At 59.9% G+C, this 21,382-nt stretch carries 16 protein-coding genes and 1 tRNA gene; 7 read left to right on the top strand and 10 right to left on the bottom strand.

The window, feature by feature from the left end:
* Positions 1 to 58: 58 nt before the first annotated feature.
* The 3 genes from gltA to ACTO3O_RS04675 all read right to left on the bottom strand — a co-directional run bounded on the left by gltA (position 59) and on the right by ACTO3O_RS04675 (position 3,362).
* The gene (gene gltA / locus ACTO3O_RS04685) at positions 59 to 1,447 is read right to left on the bottom strand and encodes an NADPH-dependent glutamate synthase (protein WP_297832156.1); all 1,389 of its coding nucleotides are present in this window, start codon (positions 1,445 to 1,447) and stop codon (positions 59 to 61) included.
* Positions 1,448 to 1,467: 20 nt separating this feature from the next.
* Positions 1,468 to 2,346, bottom strand: a complete 879-nt coding sequence (locus ACTO3O_RS04680; RefSeq protein ID WP_294593447.1) for a sulfide/dihydroorotate dehydrogenase-like FAD/NAD-binding protein — start codon at positions 2,344 to 2,346, stop codon at positions 1,468 to 1,470.
* An 869-nt stretch (positions 2,347 to 3,215) separates the two neighbouring features.
* Entirely contained in the window at positions 3,216 to 3,362 is a 147-nt protein-coding gene (locus ACTO3O_RS04675; protein WP_297627254.1) for a hypothetical protein, read from the bottom strand.
* 384 nt (positions 3,363 to 3,746) lie between these two features.
* Here ACTO3O_RS04675 and ACTO3O_RS04670 point away from each other — a divergent pair, with 384 nt between their 5' ends.
* The 3 genes from ACTO3O_RS04670 to nagB all read left to right on the top strand — a co-directional run bounded on the left by ACTO3O_RS04670 (position 3,747) and on the right by nagB (position 6,061).
* Complete coding sequence (locus ACTO3O_RS04670; protein WP_297832152.1) at positions 3,747 to 4,424, top strand: redox-sensing transcriptional repressor Rex; 678 nt, start codon at positions 3,747 to 3,749, stop codon at positions 4,422 to 4,424.
* Between the two features lie 21 nt (positions 4,425 to 4,445).
* Positions 4,446 to 5,153 (top strand): FAD synthetase family protein, encoded by a 708-nt coding sequence (locus tag ACTO3O_RS04665; RefSeq protein ID WP_297832149.1) that lies wholly within the window; start codon positions 4,446 to 4,448, stop codon positions 5,151 to 5,153.
* A gap of 98 nt (positions 5,154 to 5,251) precedes the next feature.
* Positions 5,252 to 6,061 (top strand): glucosamine-6-phosphate deaminase, encoded by an 810-nt coding sequence (nagB, locus tag ACTO3O_RS04660; RefSeq protein ID WP_297832147.1) that lies wholly within the window; start codon positions 5,252 to 5,254, stop codon positions 6,059 to 6,061.
* 1,361 nt (positions 6,062 to 7,422) lie between these two features.
* Here nagB and ACTO3O_RS04655 read toward each other — a convergent pair.
* Both ACTO3O_RS04655 and ACTO3O_RS04650 read right to left on the bottom strand, forming a co-directional pair.
* Complete coding sequence (locus ACTO3O_RS04655; RefSeq protein ID WP_297830825.1) at positions 7,423 to 7,572, bottom strand: hypothetical protein; 150 nt, start codon at positions 7,570 to 7,572, stop codon at positions 7,423 to 7,425.
* A gap of 119 nt (positions 7,573 to 7,691) precedes the next feature.
* Entirely contained in the window at positions 7,692 to 10,205 is a 2,514-nt protein-coding gene (locus tag ACTO3O_RS04650) for a glycoside hydrolase family 2 TIM barrel-domain containing protein (protein ID WP_297830824.1), read from the bottom strand.
* Between the two features lie 154 nt (positions 10,206 to 10,359).
* On the opposite strand from ACTO3O_RS04650, the gene ACTO3O_RS04645 reads away from it, so the two are divergent.
* Positions 10,360 to 10,443, top strand: a tRNA-Leu gene (locus ACTO3O_RS04645).
* Positions 10,444 to 10,617: 174 nt separating this feature from the next.
* Positions 10,618 to 10,794 (top strand): histone H1, encoded by a 177-nt coding sequence (locus ACTO3O_RS04640; protein ID WP_294592137.1) that lies wholly within the window; start codon positions 10,618 to 10,620, stop codon positions 10,792 to 10,794.
* A gap of 108 nt (positions 10,795 to 10,902) precedes the next feature.
* Here the strand turns inward: ACTO3O_RS04640 and glmM are convergent, their stop codons facing one another.
* Positions 10,903 to 12,300: a phosphoglucosamine mutase gene (glmM, locus tag ACTO3O_RS04635; RefSeq protein ID WP_297830822.1), complete on the bottom strand. Its 1,398-nt coding sequence runs from the start codon at positions 12,298 to 12,300 to the stop codon at positions 10,903 to 10,905.
* Positions 12,301 to 12,372: 72 nt separating this feature from the next.
* Between glmM and ACTO3O_RS04630 the strand changes: the two genes are divergently transcribed.
* Positions 12,373 to 13,620: an ABC transporter permease gene (locus tag ACTO3O_RS04630; protein WP_297830820.1), complete on the top strand. Its 1,248-nt coding sequence runs from the start codon at positions 12,373 to 12,375 to the stop codon at positions 13,618 to 13,620.
* An 855-nt stretch (positions 13,621 to 14,475) separates the two neighbouring features.
* Positions 14,476 to 15,567, top strand: a complete 1,092-nt coding sequence (locus ACTO3O_RS04625) for an FKBP-type peptidyl-prolyl cis-trans isomerase (RefSeq protein WP_297830819.1) — start codon at positions 14,476 to 14,478, stop codon at positions 15,565 to 15,567.
* 15 nt (positions 15,568 to 15,582) lie between these two features.
* On the opposite strand, the gene ACTO3O_RS04620 is transcribed toward ACTO3O_RS04625, so the two are convergent.
* Genes ACTO3O_RS04620 through ACTO3O_RS04605 form a run of 4 tightly spaced genes read right to left on the bottom strand, consistent with a single transcriptional unit; the run spans position 15,583 to position 21,170 of the window.
* Positions 15,583 to 16,290: an SAM-dependent methyltransferase gene (locus tag ACTO3O_RS04620; protein WP_294592126.1), complete on the bottom strand. Its 708-nt coding sequence runs from the start codon at positions 16,288 to 16,290 to the stop codon at positions 15,583 to 15,585.
* Between the two features lie 45 nt (positions 16,291 to 16,335).
* Positions 16,336 to 18,897 (bottom strand): endonuclease MutS2, encoded by a 2,562-nt coding sequence (locus ACTO3O_RS04615; RefSeq protein WP_297830817.1) that lies wholly within the window; start codon positions 18,895 to 18,897, stop codon positions 16,336 to 16,338.
* A gap of 2 nt (positions 18,898 to 18,899) precedes the next feature.
* Positions 18,900 to 19,835 carry an MlaD family protein gene (locus tag ACTO3O_RS04610; RefSeq protein WP_294592122.1) on the bottom strand — a complete coding sequence of 312 codons (936 nt, stop codon included), beginning with the start codon at positions 19,833 to 19,835 and terminating at the stop codon, positions 18,900 to 18,902.
* Between the two features lie 48 nt (positions 19,836 to 19,883).
* Positions 19,884 to 21,170 carry an N-acetylmuramoyl-L-alanine amidase gene (locus ACTO3O_RS04605; protein WP_297830815.1) on the bottom strand — a complete coding sequence of 429 codons (1,287 nt, stop codon included), beginning with the start codon at positions 21,168 to 21,170 and terminating at the stop codon, positions 19,884 to 19,886.
* Positions 21,171 to 21,382: the final 212 nt, after the last annotated feature.

The following is a 21,382-nucleotide window of genomic DNA, read 5'->3' as shown; positions in this document are numbered from 1 at the left end:
GAAAGCGGGCGATTCTTTTACAAAGAATCGCCCGCTCCGGTTTTAATCACAGTGTGCGTTACGCCTTGTTCCGAATATACTCGTCGATTGCCCGTGCCGCCTGCCGCCCGGCCCCCATGGCCAGAATCACCGTCGCCGCACCCGTCACCGCATCGCCTCCGGCAAAAACTCCCTCCCGGCTCGTCGCCCCCAGATCGCTCGCCTCGATGCACCCGCGGCGCGTCACCTCCAGCCCCGGCGTAGTCGCCGCAATCAGCGGATTGGGCGAAGTCCCGAGGGCCATAATCACCACGTTGCAAGGGATGTCGAACTCCGACCCTTCGACCGCCACCGGCGACCGCCGTCCCGATTCGTCCGGCTCGCCCAGCTCCATCCGCACGCACCGGATGCCCGTCACCCAGCCCTGTTCGTCGCCGACGATCTCCACCGGGTTGGTCAGCATCCGGAACTCGATCCCCTCCTCCTTGGCGTGGTGCACCTCTTCGCGCCGGGCAGGCAGCTCGGCTTCCGACCGCCGGTAGACGATAAAGGCCTCTGCTCCCAGCCGTTTCGCCGTCCGCACGGCGTCCATCGCCACATTCCCACCCCCGACGACAACCACCCGGTCGCCTGTATAGATCGGCGTGTCGTACTGCTCGTCATAGGCGTGCATCAGGTTCGTGCGGGTCAGAAATTCATTGGCCGAGACCACTCCGTTGAGGTTTTCGCCCGGAATGCCCATGAACCGCGGCAGCCCTGCTCCCGAGCCGATAAAGACCGCTTCGAACCCCTCTTCGTCCATCAGCTGATCCACTGTCACCGTTCGTCCCACCACCACGTCCGTCTCGATCTTCACTCCCAGCCGGCGGACATTTTCGATCTCCGGCTCCACAACGCCTTTTTTCGGCAGCCGGAACTCTGGAATCCCGTATTCCAGCACCCCGCCCGGCCGGTGCAGCACTTCGAAAATCGTCACCTCATATCCTAATTTGGCCAAGTCCGCCGCGCAGGCCAGACCCGCCGGCCCCGAGCCCACGACGGCCACCCGGTGTCCGTTGGCCGGTGCCGCTTCGGCCAGTGTCAGGCGGTGCTCCCGCCCCCAGTCTCCCACGAAGCGTTCCAGCTTGCCGATCGCCACCGGCTCTCCCTTTACGCCCAGAATACACGACCCTTCGCACTGACTCTCCTGCGGGCAGACCCGTCCGCAGACTGACGGCAGCAAGGAATCCTGCGCAATAACCCGCGCCGCTGCGGAGATATCTCCGTTGACGATGCAGCGGATGAAGTCCGGTATTCCGACCGATACCGGGCACGCCTCGACGCATCGCGGTTTTTTACAGCCGAGGCACCGGCTCGCCTCCAACGTCGCCTCGTCGAGGTCGTAGCCGTAGCAGACCTCTTCGAAATTGGTCGCCCGCACTTTCGGGTCTTGCTCCCGTACGGGAACTCTGGGTATCTTGTTCGCCATGTTCGTTAATTTTCAAATCGTTACAACCCGATATTACACTTGTGTCCCGCTGCGCGTTCGGCTTCGATCGCCTTTTTCCGCTCTTCGATCGTGCGGTACATGCCCTGTCGCCGCATCGCTTCGTCGAAATCGACCTGATGGGCGTCGAATTCCGGCCCTTCGACGCAGGCGAAGCGGGTCTTCCCGCCGACGGTCACCCGGCAGGCGCCGCACATCCCGGTGCCGTCCACCATCAGGGTGTTGAGGCTCACGATGGTCGGTATGTGGAGCTCTTTGGTGGTCAGGGCGACGAATTTCATCATAATCATCGGCCCGATGGCTACCACGCAATCGAAATGTTTCCCGTCGTTCACGACGAGCTCTTTCAGAAGGTTGGTCACGAGCCCTTTGTATCCTTTCGATCCGTCGTCGGTGGCGATGTGCACGTTCGGGGTCAGGGTGCGGAACTCCTCTTCGAGCAGGATGAGGCTTTCGTTTTTGGCGCCGATAATGACGTCGGCCTGAATGCCCCGTTCGGCGAGCCATTTGACTTGCGGATAGACCGGTGCGGCGCCCAATCCGCCTGCGACGAAGAGGAATTTCGTGGCGGCGAGTTTCTCGGGGCTATAGTGGATGAATTCGGACGGGTGTCCGAGCGGCCCGACGAAGTCGGCGAAGCTGTCTCCCTCTTCGAGGGTGACGATCCGCATGGTGGAGGCTCCGATGGCCTGAATGACGATGGTTACGGTGCCTCGTTCGGCGTCGTAGTCGCAGATGGTCAGGGGAATCCGTTCGCCTTTTTCGTCTACGATGACGATCAGGAATTGTCCGGGCAGTGCGGCCCGGGCCACGCGCGGCGCTTCGACTTCCATCAGGTAGATGGCGGGTGCGAGCAGCCGTTTTTTCAGGATGCGAAACATATCGGTCTAAGAGTCGTTGTTTTTCGAATGACGGGGACAAAGGTAAGGAATTGGGCGGTATCTGCCTACGGAGCGGTCTTCGGATGTTGGATTCTTAACGGGTTTGTTGAATTTTGTTGGATTTATGTGCGGCCGGGCAGGCTGCGTGGAGTCGAGGCTTCCGCGCGTTTTTTGGGGTAGAGGCTGTCATAGCGAAACGTAGTTTCGCCCGTCCCTCCGGGGTCACCCGGACGCCGCCCGCGCAGGGCAGTTTCATCTGGGTCAAAGCTTGATCGCGCGCGACCGCTGGAGAAGGAAATCATTCAAACGCGTGTTTCGTGTTTGAATAAGATTTCCGCCAGCGCGCGGAACAGAGAACGGGGGTAGAGGCTGCCCATTCCGAGTGCCGGGAGGCACCGCCCGCCCGGCGTAAGGGCAGTACCCTCCTGTCTGTAAGACGCGCGCCACGCCTAAAGAAGCGATTCAACTATTTCGGCGCGAGCCGAATATAGATGAATCGCGCAAGGCGCGCGAAAAAGCGGCGGAGCGACAGTGGAGCCGCAGTGGGGCCGCAGTGGGGCGCAGTGGGGCGCACACGGGACAGTGCTTTGAGGGAGAGCGAGTAGCGCGATTCGCAGAATCGCCGTCCTCGGCGAGGGCGACGCTTTAGCGGCGCGTGGGGGGCGCGCCGAGGACGAACTTCCGAGAACGGGACGGTGGTGTGGCTGTGCTCTTGCGACCCAAAGGGTCGCAAGAGCCGGACGCCTGCCCCCGGTAGGCCCGCAACACGCCGCTCCGCGTCGAAAATTGCGATACCTCCCGGGCGTCCGCCCCGCCAAGGTCAAACAAAAGTAGGGTAGAGGCTGCCAGCAAAAACTGTTCAGTCCCGTTTATTCCGAGAGGCAGCGCAACTGAAAACCGTAGGCGCGGCTGTCTCTGTGCTGTGGAATGAACCAGGTCGTATAAAAGCCCAAAAACGTACCGTCAGTCGAATGAGAGGTGGACGACCAATGGTAACCGCCTCGACCAACGTACATCGGTTCTCCGAATCTTCCGTAGTCGCCTGCGTCACGGAGGCCCGGGGCGGGGACGCTCAGCACTTGAACCGGGCCGCCTCTACCCCAAATTTCCCCCAAGGGCGTCTTCCCGTTTATTCCGAGAGGCAGCGCAACTGAAAGCCGTAAGCCCGGTAGTTTGCGTAACTCGGACTCAGACCCGTGGTATGGATACTCAAATTCACGCCATTGTCATCGTTTGTGGCAGGCGACCAGATGTAGCCGCTGCTGCCGACACTCACCGCAGAGCCCGAGCTGGCACCACGGTAGCCCGGGGCGATACCGAATCTAAGGAAAAAATAGTATATTTGCCTATCATTAACCCCACTCGATTTCTTCATCACCCGACCAAGGCAGAGAAGCCCCATGAATACCGATACAGCTCTCCTCACCGCCGCGAAAAGACTTCCCGAGAGAACCGTCGAACGCTTGAGCGAATATCGCCGTATGTTGCTGGAGTGCTTGAAACAGGGGAAAACCCATATCTATTCCCACGAACTCGCTTCGATGCACGGCATTACCGCCGTGCAGGTGCGGCGCGACTTGATGCTCATCGGATTCAGCAGCGATACCAAAAAAGGCTACGACGTGGAGGTGCTCATCGACTTTATCGGTACCATTCTCGACAGTTCGGCCGGGTTGAACGTCGGCGTTATCGGGATGGGGAATCTCGCTCAGGCCGTGACCCACTATTTCAACGGGAAACGATCCAAACTGCGCATCACCGCCGCTTTCGACGTCGATCCGGGCAAAGTGGGACATACCGTGGCAGGGGTGCCGTGCTATCATATGGAGACCTTTGCCGAGACCGCCCGGAGGCTCGATATTCGGATCGTGATCCTCACTTCGCCCTCCTCCGTGGCGGCAGGGATGGTCGAGCCCATTACCGAAGCCGGGATACGCGGGGTGCTCAATTTCACCTCGACCCCTCTTAATTTTCCGGACGATATCTATGTCGAAGATTACGACATCATTACCCTGTTGGAAAAGGTAGCCTATTTTTCCAAAGGAGACTTTTCGGACTCCGTTGCGGTGCAGGATTAATTTCGGAGGAGGGAGCCTCTCATGGAAGTGCATTACGGATTCGAAAACCTGCCCGCGTTCACGCGCACGGCCGTCGCCGTGGGATCGTTCGACGGCGTCCACCGCGGACATCGGTTGCTGATCGACCGGCTGAACGTGGCGGCCCGCGATACGTTGGGACAGGAGGGAGCGTCGGTCGTCGTGACCTTCGATCCGCACCCGCGGTTCGTGCTGCGGGGAGAGAATCGGTTGTTGAGCACGCTGCCCGAAAAACTCGACCTGCTGGCCGAGACCGGAATCGGACATGTCGTGGTCGTCCGTTTTACCCCGGAGTTCAGTCGGATCGACAGCGAAACCTTTACGCGCGACTATCTGAGAGGGTTGTTGCGGGCCGAAATCGTCCTCTCCGGCGAAGGACACCATTTCGGACACGACCGCTCCGGGTCGATCGAAGCGTTGGAACGGGACGGCATTCATACAGCCAACCTGGGGCGGTACGAAGCGATCAGTTCGACCGCGATCCGGGAAGCGATCGAGGCCGGAGAGATCGAGAGGGCCGACCGGATGCTCGGTGCGCCTTACCTGATTCGGCGGGATACGCTTTCCGATCCGACGAAACTGCTTCCGCCGGCGGGTGAATATCGAGTCTGTTTCCCCGATTGCGGTTCGGGCGAGGAGCGTCTGTACATCGACTCTTCGCTGGCCGGTAGGCAGGATTTGCCGCTCCGCGTCCGAGTGCTTGGAAAATAACGGCAGATCGTTTATATTTGTTCATAGATCGAACCTCGTTCGCAGCGGGCGACCCATTGCTCTTTGCCGATGAAAGAAACGAATAAACTTTACACAATATGCGACTGATCATCGAACCCGATTATGCCCACCTTTCGCGTTGGGCGGCCAATTACATTGCGCACAAAATCAACGCTTTCGCTCCTACGGCTGATAAGCCGTTCGTCCTGGGGCTGCCTACCGGTTCCACGCCGCTGGGGACGTACAAAGAGTTGATCGCGCTTCATAAGGCCGGGAAGGTCTCGTTTGCCAACGTGGTGACTTTCAATATGGACGAATATTGCGGGATTCCGAAAGAACATCCGCAGAGCTACTATACGTTCATGTGGAGCAACTTTTTCAACCACGTCGATATCAAACCCGAAAACGTCAATATCCTGAACGGCAATGCGGCGGATCCGGCGGCGGAATGTGCGGCTTACGAGGCTAAAATCGAGTCTCTGGGGGGGATTCAGCTCTTTATGGGCGGGATCGGGCCGGACGGTCATATCGCTTTCAACGAACCGGCCTCGTCGCTGACGTCGCGGACGCGGATGAAGACTTTGACGCTGGATACCATTATCGCCAACTCCCGGTTTTTCGATAACGACGTCAATAAAGTGCCGAAAACGGCGCTCACGGTGGGTGTGGGGACGATTATGGCGGCTCGGGAGGTGTTGATCCTCGTGAACGGGCATGGGAAGGCGCGGGCCCTGCGGCACGGGGTGGAAGAGGGGATCAATCACATGTGGACGATCAGTGCTTTGCAGCAGCATCCGCACGGGATTATCGTGTGCGACGAAGATGCTACTTCGGAGTTGAAGGTCGGTACCTATAAATACTTCAAAGACATCGAGAGTCGGAATCTCGATCCGGAGACGCAGTTGTAGTTTCTCGATTGGGGCAACATGGCATCCGCCTTTTCTCTGCCGGTTTTGGGCCGGTAGCAGAAGAGGCGGATTTTTTGTGAGCAGACTTTCTGTAGGATTTTCCCACCCCTGGCTCATCGCGAACAACGATTGGTTGAGGCTGCCGCGAGTTGTTGAGGTAGAGGCTGCTATTTGCCCACCGCGGGTACGCGGGGCCCGCCCGGCTGACGCGTTCGCGTCATGGCGGGCGGCCGTTACTATTCCTTCTTAGCCTAACCGCGCGCGACTGCTGGAGTAGGAAATCATTCAAAGTGTCTTGCGCTTTGAATAAGATTTCCGCCAGCGCGCGGACAAAGAATGGGGGTAGAGGCTGCCAGTTGAAATGCGCAAGCATTTCCCGTCCACGGGACGTGGGGCCCGCGCGGCCCGAGCGCAGTACCCTCCCGTAGCCAAAGACGCGCGCCACGCCTGAAGAAGCGATTCAGCGATTTCGGCGTGAGCCGAATATAGATGAATCGCGCAAGGCGCGCGAAAACGCGGCGGAGCGGTAGCGGAGCCGCAGTGAGGCTGACACGGGGCGGAGAACTGGGGCGAACTTTGGGCTGGAATTTGGGCCGAGAGCGAGTAGCGCGATTCCAGAGGAATCGCCGTCCTCGGAGCGCAGCGAACGCCGAAGGCGGGCGCCGGGGGGGCGCGCCGAGGACGAACTTCGCAGAATGGGGCGGTGCAGTTGCTGCTCGCAGAGCTGCGCGGGCCGAAGCCTCCGACCGCGGAGTTCCGCAACTGATGTTGCTGTGGGCCCCGCAGGCTTCGACCACTTGAACTGAGAGCGAGTAGCGCGGTTCTCCGAACCGTCGGCCTCGTCGCCCAGCGGCTTTGCCGCTCAGGGGGATGGGCGACAGGCCGAACCCGAGAGACTCAGGGCGAACTGTTTGCCGTGCTCTTGCGACCCGCAGGGTCGCCGGGCTTGTGCGCTGGGCCTTCGGCCCACCCGGGGAGCGCGCAGCCCGAACCTGACAGTCATGGACGGTGAATGGATGCTTTGCTCTTGCGACTCGCAGAGTCGCGCGGGCCGGACGCCTCCCACCGGGAGGCCCGCAACACGCCGCTTGCGCGCTGAGAAGAGTTGCCGTTCCTCCCGGGCGTCCGGCTCGCTTTGCTAAGGAGGTAGTGAATTAGGGATTGAGGGTCGGAGCCAGCGTGGCCGGAAACGAGCTCTGCGAAGTTGCAGGCCTACGCCTGGGGTGGCTCCGGCCCGGGCGGTTCTTCGAACCGCAGGAGGCAGATCAAAGAATAAACAGGGTAGGGCGGCTTGTCCTTTGGGTAGAGGCTGCCCTTATTTTTAGGGTAGACCCGGCCATCAAAAGACGCTGTGCGTCCGTTTATTCCGAGAGGCAACGCAGCTGAAAACCGTAGGCGCGATGGCTCGCGTTGCTGGGATTGAAGTAATATGGCCGGAAAGCTAAATAGAAGGCTGAAATTTGGCTGATCGATGAAGACCTGCTTGCTCCGTGTTCTCCGGCGCTGTCCATCGAGCCTGAGTTGGCGTGGCGGAAGCCCGGGGCGGCGAAGCTGTTCTGTTGCGGAAAAAAAAGAGCGTCAGGAGATAAAATCCTGACGCTCTTTCGATGATATCCGAAGCGCGAAGCGGTTACCTCACCTGTAAAGTCAATGTCGCCCCCCTGACACCTGGTGCCGTCGCTTCGAAAACGATCTTACCCGGAGCCTCCGCACTCTGCACGATCGCCGTCAACTGACCGCTGAAAAGTTTCATCTGCGGCAGGTGGAACAGCTCCAGCGAAGCCGGATTCCCGTTCGCCGCCGCCCGGTAGCTCCCCGCGCCCTTCACCTTGAATTTGATCTCGCGCGTATCGTCCGGACACAAGTTGCCATCCCGATCCACCACCCGCACGTTGATAAACGAAAGATCCCGGCCCGTCGCATCCAGCACCGTGCGATCCGCCGCCAATTCAATATGGTGGGGTTTCCCCGCCGTATGTATCTCCTCGGTCGCCACCGCCCGGCCCGTCGAGTCGTAAGCCACCACACGCACCGTCCCCGGCTCATATTTCGTATCCATCCACATCAGCCGATAGCGTTTCTGCCGTTCGAACGATGCCTGCGCCTCCTTCGTATAAGAACCCTCCACCTTGATCGTCGTATCTTTTGTGCGAATCCCCTGGCTCACCCCATTGATAAAGAGCTCGGCCGACGGGTAATTCGTGTAGACGAAGACCGGAATCGTATCTCCGATCCGTTCCTCCGGCCACGTCCAATGCGGCAGGATATGCAGCGTCTCGGCAGAAGGGTTCCAATGGCTGCGATAGAGGTAATAGCGGTCTTTCGGAATCCCCGCCAGGTCGATGATGCCGAACAGCGAACTGTGGCTCGGCCAATTCGTATAGTACGGCGTCGGCTCGCCCAGGTAGTCGAATCCCGTCCAGACGAACTCCCCGAAAGCATACGGCAAATCCTCGTGCTGGATGAAATCGTCCTCCGGCAGGTTCGACCACCCGCAGTGTTCCACATCGTACGACGAGGCCTGATGATCCGGATAGGTCTTCATCGCCGCCCGCACCACCGGGAATTTGTAGACCCCGCGCGAACTGACCGTCGATGCCGTCTCCGTTCCCAGAATGATCCGTTGCGGCAGCTTACGGTAATTCTCCGGATACATGAACGGCCGGTAGTTGAATCCCGGCACCTCCATCACCGCCGCGAAGTTGTTGTTGATCACCGCTCCCGGATTGTCCATCCCCTGCGTCACCGGCCGCGTCGGGTCTTCGCGGTGCGCGATCGACTGCAACCAGTGCGCGATCTTCGCGCCGTGTTCCATCCCCTGCTCCGGCACTTCGTTGCCGATGCACCACATCACCACGCTCGGTGAGTTGCGGTAATGCCGGATCACATTGACCAAGTCTTTTTCCGCCCACTCGTCGAACAGCCGGTTGTAGCCGTTCTGGCACTTCGGCGACCGCCACTCGTCGAACGTCTCGACCATCAGCATCATCCCCATTTCGTCGCAAGCCCGCACCAGCTCCGGCGCCGGCATGTTGTGCGACGTGCGGATCGCATTGGCTCCCATGTCTTTCAGCATCCGCACCTGTCGCCGGATCGCCGCCTCGTTCACCGCCGCCCCCAGCGGCCCCAGGTCGTGGTGGTTGCAGACCCCCTTGAAAACCGTTTTCCTGCCGTTGAGGTAGAACCCGTCGTCCGGCCGCACCTCGATCGTCCGAATCCCGAACGGCGTGCTGTATTCGTCCTTCAGGTCGTTCCCTTCGTACAACTTCGACACCGCCGTATAAAGTACCGGATTCTCCAAATCCCACAACGCCGGATTATCAATCACGAAATTCTGTACAAAAACGCCCCCGTCGTACTCGCTGAGTTTTGAAGTCGCCCCCGTCACCACACGTCCCGCACTGTCCAGAATCTCGGTCGCCAACCGATAACGGTTCGGCTCGAACCCCTCCGGCAACACCACCTCCGTCTTCAAGTTGACCTTCGCAAAACGGTCGTTCACCTCCGGCGTGGTGACATACGTCCCCCAAACCGGAATATGCGCCTCGTCGGTCACTACCACATGCACGTTCCGATACAAGCCCGCTCCCGGATACCACCGCGACGACTCCGGCAGGTTCTCCAGCCGCACAGCCACCGTATTATTCATCCCGTCGGCATTCAGGTACGGCGTCACATCGAAATAGAACGAGTTGTAGCCGTACGGCCACTCCCCCGCCTTTTTGCCATTGACCCACACCTGCGCGCCGCTCATCGCCCCGGCGAACTGCAAAGTGACACGTTTATCCTGTTTCGCGTCGAACTCCGGCACGTCGAACCTCGTCCGGTACCATCCGGCGCCCACGAACGGCAGACCGCCCGTTCGTCCGGCATGTTCGCTGGGCTCGACCTGTCCGTCCTGCACGATGGCGACGTTCTGTCGGTCGTTGTTTGGGTTGAACGGCCCGTAGATCGCCCAGTCGTGCGGTACCGTGACGCGTTGCCACCGGCTGTCGTCGTAGTCCGTGCGGACGGCGGTCGAGTCGTCGGTGCGGGTGAATCGCCACCCTTTTTCCAGCAGGAATTCGCGCCGGTCGGCCCGGGCGTTCGGCGAGCCCAAGCACCAGAGCCCGAGGGCCAAAAGCAAATAATGTTTCGTTTTCATCTTCGAACGGTTGGTTTTCGGGTAAAGATAACGATTTTATCGTTGCAAATTTCGTCGGCGTGCCGCCCGGCCGGGAGATTTATTTGCGGATTCGGCCCGGAATCCCTATCTTCGCCGCCGTAAGCGGGCGCACACTTCTGCGCGTCGCCGAGAGGCTCCGGTGGTGGAATGGTAGACACGAAGGACTTAAAATCCTTTGGCCATTGCGGCTGTGCGGGTTCAAGTCCCGCCCGGAGTACCCGACGGGCGGTCGATCGACGGATCGACCGCCCGTTTTGTTTTCGGCTAAGAACGGATTTTAGAGCCACTTCCGAAAAAATGTGCCTCTCCGTCGATCAGAAAAGAGCCGGGAGGGCTTGCATTTCGCGGGATTTTACTATTTTTGGCCCCGAAAACTTAACCAAACATCATTATGAAACAACTGCTCGAAAAGATCGCCGCTGAGATTGCGAACTTTCAGGAAAACGCTGCTTTGCAGAGCGAAAAAGGGAACAAAGCTGCCGGGACGCGTGCGCGTAAAGCTACGCTGGAACTGACCAAACTGATGAAAGAGTTCCGTCAGGTATCGCTCGAAGAATCGAAGAAGTAAGGCGATTTTTGCGACTCGCAAAAATGCGACGAGCGCTTTTCCGACCCGGTCGGAAAAGCGCTCGTTCTTTATACACAGGCGCAGAGGGCCGTGCTGCATGGCAGCCCGCTACAGCAAAGCCTTGATGTCCCGGATGATCCGTTCGGCCAACGCCTCGGCCGCTGCCTTGTCCCGGCTCTCGGCATAGATCCGGATGATGGGCTCCGTATTCGATTTGCGCAGGTGCACCCACTCGGTCGGAAAATCGATCTTCACCCCGTCGATGTCGTTCACCTTTTCCGACGCATACTTCGCCTTCATCTTCGCCAGAATGCCGTCCACGTCCGTCCCCGGCACCAGATCGATCCGGTTTTTCGAAATGTAGTAAGCCGGGTAGGTCGCCTTCAGTTCCGACAGCTTTTTACCCGTCTTCGCCAGATAGGTCAGCAGCAAAGCCACCCCGACCAGCGCGTCCCGTCCGCTGTGCAACGCCGGATAGATCACCCCGCCGTTCCCCTCGCCGCCGATGACGGCATTCGTCTCGCGCATCTTCGTCACCACATTTACCTCGCCCACCGCTGCCGCGGCATACGAACCGCCGTAACGTGCCGTTACGTCCGCCAGTGCCCGCGACGAGCTCAGGTTTGACACTGTATTACCCGGCGTCTGTGACAGCACGTAGTCCGCCACCGCCACCAAGGTGTACTCCTCGCCGAACATCGTTCCGTCTTCGTTGATCAGCGCCAGTCGGTCTACGTCCGGATCGACCACGATCCCCAAATCCGCCCCCACGGCCGGCACGCAGGCCGAAATCTCGGTCAGGTGTTCCGGAATCGGTTCCGGGTTGTGCGCGAACCGACCGTCCGGCGTACAGTTCAGCTCCACCACTTCGACCCCCATCGCCTTCAGCAGTTCCGGCATCACGACGCCTCCCACCGAATTGACCGCATCCACCACCACCTTGAACTTCGCGTTCCGCACCGCCGCCACGTCCACCAACGGAAGCGCCAGCACGGCATCGATATGCTGCCGGTCGTACGACTCCCGGGAGACGACGCTCCCGATGCCGTCGATTTCGGCGAACGCATATCCGTCCGTCTTCGCAATCTCCAACACCCGCGCCCCTTCGGCCGCATTGAGGAATTCACCCTGCCGGTTGAGGAGCTTCAGGGCGTTCCACTGCTTCGGGTTGTGGCTGGCCGTGAGGATGATCCCGCCGTCCGCCCCGTGCCCCGTCACCGCCATCTCGGTGGTGGGGGTCGTCGCCAGTCCGATCGCAATCACATCCACGCCGCAGGCCATCAGCGTTCCTTCGACGATGTCGGATACCATCGCGCCCGAAAGCCGTGCGTCGCGTCCCACCACGACCCGCAGTCTGCGTCCCGCCTGCGCCGCTTCCGGCGTCTGTTCGGCCAGCCACCGGCTGTACGAAGCCGTGAATTTCACTAAATCGAGCGGCGTCAGCGCATCGCCCGGCGTACCGCCGATCGTGCCGCGAATCCCCGAGATGGATTTGATCAGAGTCATGATTATAAACCGTTTTTGTTTTAAATTAAGCGGCAAGTTAGTAATTTAGCCGGACTTATCGTCGCTCAGTTTATGCAATTCGGTACATTCTTTCGGGAAAATCTGCGTCTTTCGTTCGCTTCGATCGTCGGCAACCGGCTCCGTTCGATCCTGACGATCACCATCATTGCGATCGGGATTCTGTCGTTGGTGGGGATCGTCACGGCCATCGAGTCGATCAAGGAGAGCCTGGTCGAGTCGTTCGCTTCGATGGGCACCAACAACTTTTCGATCCGCGACCGGCAGATGTTCAGTATGGGCCGCAACGTGCGTACCCGGAACGACAATTTCATTCCGTACAAACAGGCCTGCGAGTTCCGCGACCGTTTCGAACTTCCTGCCACCGTCTCGTTGTCGATGTATCTGGGCGGCGGGGCGACGGCGCGATACGGATCGAACGAGACCAACCCGAACCTGACGGTCGCGGCGTTCGATGAAAACGGGTTGCAGAATGCCGGTCTGGAGCTGGCCGAGGGGCGCAGTTTCTCCAAACAGGAGGTCGAGCGGGGCGATGGGGTCATCATCATCGGGAGCAAGATCGCCGAACAGCTTTTTCCGAACGGCGAGCGGCCGGTCGGAAAAATGATTACGGTTTCGGACAGCCGCTACGAGGTGATCGGGGTGCTGGCCTCCCGGGGCAGTAACTTCGGGATGAACAACAATGAGGGGTTGCGGACGATCGTTCCGATTACGACGGCGCAGCGGACTTTCTCCTGGATTCGGGCCAGCACGGCGATTACGGTGACTCCGGCCGATCCGCGGCTGTTGGATTTGGCGATAAGCGAGGCAGAGGGGTTGTTCCGTTCGATCCGGCGGCTGGGAGCGAACGAAGCGGCGGATTTCGAGGTGGAACGGAGCGATGCGATGATCGAGTTGTTGGCCAACGATTTGGCGACGGTCACGCTGGTGGCGTCGATCGTGGGGATTATCACGCTGCTGGGCGCGGCGGTGGGGTTGATGAACATCATGCTGGTGGCGGTCAATGAGCGGACGCGCGAGATCGGTACGCGGATGGCGTTGGGGGCCAAACCGCGGATGATCCGGCAGCAGTTTCTCTTCGAGTCGATTCTGATCAGCCAGTTGGGAGGCGTCTGCGGCATGGTGCTGGGGATCGGATGCGGCAATCTGATCGCTCTCGTGACGGACGGGGCTTTCGTGGTGCCTTGGGGGTGGCTGCTGATCGGGCTGGGGTTGTGTCTGGTGGTGGGGATCGGGTCGGGCTACCTGCCGGCGCGCCGGGCGGCGGGGTTGAATCCGGTCGAGGCGTTGCGGTACGAATAAACACAATGCGGGCGGCTTGGAATAGGCCGCCCCGGGCTATCGCCATCGGGATACGGGTACTCCCGGTGATCAGGGTAAATATGGATATAGTTGGTCTTCTTTAACCAACGGTACAAACGGTGCATTCTTGGATTTCGGTACCCAAGCGCTTTATCCTGAATTTATGTACTATCGCGGCTACGGTTTTCAGTTGCGTTGCCTCTCGGAATAAACAGAGAAAACCGTCCCGGGCTACCGCGACTGCGGCTACTATGGACGAGGAGGCCAGTCTGACGGCGTCGGCCACCGCGGGTTCAGCTGGTCTTCTACAACAGGCGAAGTCTACAAGTTGGACTTGTATTTCAATTCGCAGACTCTCAACACCAGCCACTCGGACGGCCGCGCCTTCAGTCTTCAGTTGCGTTGCCTCTCGGAATAAATAGGGTGCCGCTCGGCACGCGAACCGGGGTAGTCTGGGTTTCAATTTAGGGTAGAGGCTGCCTGTTTTGGGATTAGGGCCGAGGCTGCCATCAAAAGACGCTTAGTGTCCGTTTATTCCGAGAGGCAACGCAACTGAAAACCGTAGGCACGATAGTTCGGATTGCTCGGGTCGAGCTCCCTGGTGCCGAAAAACAGAAATCTCCCCTGGTCGCGATGGGACGATGAAGAATAGCTGTATCCGTTTCGACAGCTCTCTGTCGGCGCGCCTGACTGTGCGGAGCGGTAGCCCGGGGCGGCGATTGAAAGCCGGTCGGGACTATCCGCAGCCTCGCGGAGGATCGCCCCTCGGAAAGCTGTTGCGGATGAAACGGGAAAACGTTATCTTTGTCCGATATCTCCCCCTTGCGGGAGGCTTTTGCAATGAACATGAACGGAATGAGAAAGTTGCGATTCGACAGGCGGGTGCTCATGGCGGCGATTCTGGTCGTCGGGCTGGCGGGCGGATGGTCTTGTGCGAAGAAAGCGCCCGATGTGACGGCCGGGCTGGCGCGCGAGACCTTTGAAGCGTGGGTGGCCAAGTATGCCCCGGCGGCTTATGCCAATCCCTGTCAGGACGTCTATGTCGAATTCGTCGAACGGGGGCCTGAGGGCGGGGCGGTACCGGTGTTGGGGTACAGCTGGCTGACGCTCGATTATACCGGAAAGACCCTCGACGGAACGGTGTTCGTCACCCGGTCGGATTCGATCTCGAAACGGGTCGGGAAATTCTCCTATATGACCCATTATGCCGACGACTTCCTGGAGTTTTCGACCTCGTCGACCAAACTGTGCGACGGATTGAGACAGGCTTTGCAGACGATGCGCGTGGGGGATTCGGTGAAGGTCTATATCCCGATGAACAAAGGATATGCTGCCGGCATGGGGATGAACAGTGCCTATGCGGGAGAGAGCGGTGTTACTTATGCCATGATGCCCATTATGTTCGAGATGCGGCTGCGGGACCTGACCATGTCGCCGTTCGTCTGGGAGCGGGATTCGGCCGAACGGTATGCGCGTCAGCATTGGGGGACGGACTATCGGAACGATACCGTGGGGATGTTCATGCACATCGAAAAACACAACCCGACGGGAGATACCATTACGAAAGACTCCTCGGTGTATGTCTTTTACGAAGAGTACTTTATGGACGGTTTCCTGGCCGCGACCAACGTGGATACGGTGGCGGCGAAATGGCACTTTACGGCCACTTCGTCGAACGGCGAGTTGAATGAGACGGCGTATGATCCGTTGTTGTTGCAGGGGAGCGCGGGGGCGAATGCTTCGACGAATAAAGTGTTGTATATCGCGGTGCAGCGGATGCGGAAAGGCGAGGTGGCCGAAGTGGTGACGGTTTCGACCTGGGCGCAGGGGGATGCGGGGAGTACGAACGTGACGCCCGAGGTATTGCCTTATCAGCCGATGCGGTACCGGATTCGGGTACTGGAGAAGTGGCCGGAAGAGGATGAAGATGAGGAGGCGGATAAGTGATTCTGGCCCCGAATATTAGAAAAGGATGAAGATGGCGGGACGCTTTTCGAAGAGAGGCGCCCCGCTTTTTTTCCACTCCGCGATTCGTTGCGAACGGACGTACTGATCCGGTTCCGCCAGGTCGCAGGCCACGCAAAGATGGGTTTCGGCGCTGCAAACCGCCAATAAATCGTCGAACAGTTTGCGGTTCCGATACGGCGCTTCGATGAAAATTTGCGTCTGACGCTCTTCGTGCGCCCGCCGTTCGAAACGGCGGATAGCACGCTGCCGTTCCGGTGCCTTCACCGGCAGGTAGCCGTTGAAAGCGAACGACTGTCCGTTGGCTCCCGAAGCCATCAGCGCGAGGGTGATCGAGTTCGGGCCGACGAGCGGTACGACCTCGATCCCGTGCCGGTGAGCCGCGGCGACCAGCAGCGCGCCCGGGTCTGCGATACAGGGAAGTCCCGCTTCCGACATCACGCCGATGTTTTCGCCCCGTTCGAGCAGCGGTTCCAGCATCGGCGCCACTGCTTCCGGCGGCGTGTGTTCGTTCAACTCCGTGAAGACCAACTCGTCGATCGGTCGCCGCAGTCCGCTCCGGGCCAGAAAACGCCGCGCCGTGCGCGTGTTTTCCACCACGAAATAGCCGATCTCGTCCAACAAACGTCGGTTCCCGGCCGGCAAGGTGATGTCCCACGAGGCATTTTCGCCGATCGGCGTCGGTATCAGATACAATTTTCCCATGTCGATGAAATCCGGAGGGCGGATGTGTAAGTCAGGTGTTTCAAATTATCCCACATCGAGCCGCACGACGGTAATCCCCGCCCCGCCGAACTCCTCGTGTTCGTCGGTGGCCGAAACCACCAGCGGCACCGTCCGCAAGTAGCGGCGCACCTCCTCCTTGAGCGCCCCCGTCCCCTTGCCGTGCAGGATCGTCACCTGCGGGAAGCCCAGCATAATCGCCTCGTCCACAAAAGCTTCGACGCTCTGCAACGCCTCCGCCGCCCGCATCCCGCGGATATCCAACTGCTGCTTGAAGTTGAGCCGCTTTTTCGACGTGTCATAGCTCTCCGCCGCCGTGGATGCCATCGGGAAGGAGGAGCCGCTTTTCCGTTGCAATTTCTTGTATTCCGTGTGGGAGACGATCTCCAGCCGACTCTTGTCCACCACGGTCGTTACGTGTCCGAACGCCACCGTCGCCTTTCCCGAACCTTGCAAGGCGAGCACCTCGCCCGCCGCCTGTTGTCCCTTGATCCGGACATGAAATCCCACTTCAATCTCTTTGGGTTTGGCCGGTTTCTCCGGCGCAGTGCTCTCATCCGTCTCCTCCGCTGCCGCACGTTGCGCCTTTCGCTCTTTTCGTCGCTGTTCGCGCTCGCGCAACTGTTTCATCTTCCGGGCGATCGGATCGTCGGCCTCCGATGTCGGCAATGCCGCCGTCTCGCTCCCCGCGATCAATGTGCGGAAGGCGTCGAATTCTCCCCGCACTTCTCTCGTGCGCTCCCGTTCGGCCTGGGACTCGCGAATCTCGCGGATCGTGCGCTCGATCCGACGATTGGCCTCTCCTAAAAGCCGTTCCGCCTCCGCGCGAGCCTCGTTCAATATCTTCGCTTTCTCTGTCTGGATCTCAGACAGTTGAAGCTCGTATTGAGCCGCCGTCCGGTCTATGTTTTTCTCGGCCTGCCGAATCCGTTCGCGTTTCGATTCCCAGTACCGCTTATCCCGCGCCGCCTCTCGGATGTGTTTCTCGGCATTGGCCTGTGCCGCGCCGATCTTTTCCCGCGCTGCCTGAACGATCTCTTCGGGCAAACCCACCTTCCGCGCGATCTCGAATGCGAACGAACTCCCGGGCCGTCCCATCTCCAACCGAAACAGCGGGCGGATGTTCTGCAAGTCGAACGCCATCGCGCCGTTGGCGATCCCCGCCGCTCCCGCTGCGTAGTACTTCAGGTTGGCGTAGTGGGTGGTGATAATCCCCCGCACGTGTCGCTCTTCGAGCCGCTGGAGCACCGCTTCGGCAATCGCTCCGCCGGTTCCCGGCTCGGTGCCCGAACCGAACTCGTCGATCAGCACGAGCGACCGTTCGTCGGCACTCCGCAGCACGGTCTTCATGTTCACCAGGTGCGAGGAGTAGGTCGAAAGGTCGTTGTCCAGCGACTGCTGGTCGCCGATGTCGATAAAGAGGCTGTCAAAAATCCCCATCCGGGAGTCGCTCTCCGCCGGCACCAGCCAGCCGCATTGCAGCATGTATTGCAGCAGTCCCGCCGTCTTCAGGCAGACGGACTTCCCGCCCGCGTTGGGCCCCGAGATTAGGAGGATATACTTCTCCGCGGTCAGCGTCAGGTCGAGCGGAACGATCGCCTTCTGCTCCCTCTTCAAGGCCGCTTCAAGCAGCGGATGGCGGGCCTGATGCAGATGTATGGTCGCCTCGTTCCGCAGTTCGGGCAGTCCGGAGTCGGTCTGTACCGCATACCGGGCCTTGGCTTCGATGAAGTCGAGGTCGGTCAGCAAATCGCCGGCCCGAAGCAAAGCGGGGAGTTCCGGCCGGAGCCGGTCGGCGAAGGCGGTCAGGATGCGCACGATTTCGCGCCGCTCTTCGTTGGCGAGCTCGCGGAGCTCGTTGTTGAGTTCGACGACTTCGATGGGCTCGATATAAGCGGTGCGTCCGGTCGCCGATTCGTCGTGCACCAGCCCTTTGATTTTCCGTTTATTGACAGCAGCGACCGGAATCACGGTGCGACCGTCGCGCACCGATACTTCGCTCCCCGCCTCGACCCATCCGGCGGCCTGGGCCTGTCGCAGAATAGCCTGAAGCCGTTTGTCCGCCTGCGAGGCTTTTTCGTATTGTGCCTGTCGCAGTCGGGCGAGCTCGGGCGACGCGTGGTCGCGAACGAGACCGCTCTCCGGGTCGATCAGTCGCCCGATCTCCCGGTGCAGCAGGGTGAAGTCTTCGACCGTCGCCGTGCGTTCGCCGAGCAGCGGATAGAGTCGGGAGGTGGCATCGCCTCCTTCGTTTCCCCGCCGAAAGAAGCCGCTCAGCAGGCCGATCTGCTCCAAAGCCCGTTGCAGATCGACCAGTTGCGCCGGTTCCAGATAGGTGTTTTCGATCCGGAGCCGGCGCAGAAAGGTGTTGATATCGGTGTAATGACCGCCCGGATAGTCGCCCTCTGCGGTCAGGATGTCGCGCATTTCGGCGGTTTCGCCCAAGATGCGGGCGAGGGTCGGGAAATCGGTGGTGAACGCAGCATCGCGCACATGCTGCCGTCCGGTGTCGGTGCTACACAACAGCGAAACAGTGTCCCGAATCTGTGCGAATCCGATGCGCTGTTCGAAATCGTGCGGATAGATCATGGTCAGTCGTTCTTTCTGCCGAATACCGAGAAGTGGATATACCGTCCTGGTCGAGCCTTCATGTCCTGCAACAAAAAGGTCAGATCGTTCGACGCCTGGGTCAGATTGTCGTACAGTTGCCGGTCGTAGATCAGTTTTCCTGCGCTCCCCTCCGCGTTATTGATCGCCGCGAGCGCATCGTCGAGCCGTTTCACCGCCGTCGTCGCGTCGTTCAGCAAGGTAGGCAGTCCGACGCTCAGCGTGTCGGCCATCCCTTCGACCCGTTCGACGATATCGGTCATATGCGGCGCCGCTTCGGCCAGCTGGCTCGACAAGCGGTTCAGGTCGGCCAGCGTCTGCCGTAAATCTCCCGCCACCATCGCGTCCAGATTGCCGCTGATCGAGTTGGCATGGGCCAGCACGCCCGACAAATTGGCTACATTTTCCTCGCTCAGTACCGCATTGATCCCGTCCAGCGCCTTCGAGATGCGCGTAACGAGCGTCGTCGCCATCTCCTTGAGCTGGTCGTACTCGGTATTGACCATTTGCAGGATGCCCTGTTCCATCAGCGACCGAATGGTGTCGCCGTCCGCCAGCGTGCTTTTTTCGGAGCCCAGTTGCAGGTCGATCACCTTGGCCCCCATCAGCGAAGCGCTGGTAATCTTGGCCTTAGAGTCGGTCGGTATGGGATAGTCGCGTTTGACGGAAAATTCGGTGACGACTTTACCCGTCTCCACATCGTACCACACCTGTTCGACCGTCCCCACCCGGAATCCCTTGATCGTGACCGGCGACGAGGCTTCGATACCGTCCGAGTTGTCGTACACGGCGTAATACGTATTGTCGCGGCTGAAAATGTCGCGGCTTTTGATGTAGTTGATACCGAGATACAGCAACAGCAACATGGCGATGCCGAACATCCCGATCCGCGCCTCGCGCGAGAATTTTTTCTTTTTCATCGTATTCTGTCTATCGGCCGGAGACGCAGAAAGTCCCGGCACGTCGAATCACCGTCCGATGGCTTCGGCCAGCGGAATCGGCTCGTCGTGCCGGAATGCGACCATAAACGCATCCGGAAAGGTGCGACGCACCTCTTTTTGCAAAAGTAACGCTTCTTCGTAAGAAAAACACTTTCCGTAGAAATATTTGTAGCGCCCGTCGATCCGCATTTCGGTGATGTGGTCGGCATAGGGCCCGAACTCGGTGCGGCTGATCCGCATCCGGGCGAGCGCGCTTTTGAGCTGGATGCGGTAGACGACATCCCGTCGTTGGGTCGGCCGCGGTCGGGCGGTCGGCGCCGGAGTTGCGACCGGGCGTTCCGCCGGTCGGGGGGCCGGTTCGGCAGCCGGTTTCCGGGCAGGTGTTTTCGCCGGGAAGTCCGGTGTGTCGGGATTCGTCTCCCGAGCAGGTTTGTGGGTCGGTTTCGGAGCTGGTTGCTGAGGCTTTTTTGGCGCCGCAGCCGGTTCTTTTCTGGTTGGCGGCGGAGTGGACAACGCCCGGCTGTCGGTCTGTGTCTTGTACGCTTTCACTGCCCGGAACAGCGCGGCGGCGATCTCCTCTTGTCCCGCCTGAGATCCTAAATATTTAGCCTCCGCCGGGTTCGAAATGAATCCCACCTCGGTCAGCACGCTCGGCATCGGCGTGCGCCACAGGACGAGGAATCCCGCCTGTTTGACCCCTTTGTTCTGCCGTTTGGCCCGGGCGACGTATTGATCCTGAATCTGTTGCGCCAGCGAAAAACTCTGGCTCCGGTAGGCGTACTGCATCAGCGAGAAGAGGATCAGCGACTCCGAGGAGTTCGGGTCGTAGCCCTCGTACCGCGAAGTGTAGTCCGCCTCGAGGCCGATCACGGCGTTTTCGCGCATCACGACCGAGAGGTTCTCGTTGCCCTTGTCCTCCCCCATGACGAACGTTTCGGTGCCCGCCGCGTTCCGGTTCGGGCTGGAGTTGGTGTGGATCGAGACGAAGAGGTCGCCGTCGGCCTGTTTGGCGATTTTGCTCCGTTCGTCCAGCGCGATGAAACGGTCGTCGCGCCGCGTGTAGACCACCCGCACGTCCGGCAGCTGCTTCTCGATGAGCCGGCCGAGTTTCAGAGCGATCCCTAAGTTGATCGCCTTCTCCTGTTGTCCGTTTCCGACCGCTCCGGGGTCTTTGCCGCCGTGTCCGGGGTCGATGACGATACACCGCACGGCGCCGGTGGTCTCCTCCTGTGCGGCGCGGGCCACTCCGCCGAGCGGGGGCAGCATACTGAGCAGGAGGAAAAATACGTTCCTGAGGTGGGTGCGGAGCTTCATGCCGTACTGCTTTGCGATTCCCCGAAATTCCGTTATTTTTGCAAGTCGCTTCGCGGCTCGGCGAAGTGCGGGGGAACGAAGGACAAAAATAACCTATTTTCATCGGAATTTTGCGCGCGGCACTACGAAAACGAACTCTTTTTGCGTTTCTGCTATGGGTGGGGGCGGTTGTTACGGCGTTTCCGACGCCGGTGACAGAGGCTGCGGTTCGG

Source organism: Rikenella sp., assembly GCF_056799795.1.
This window is presented reverse-complemented; position numbering and strand designations above follow the sequence as displayed.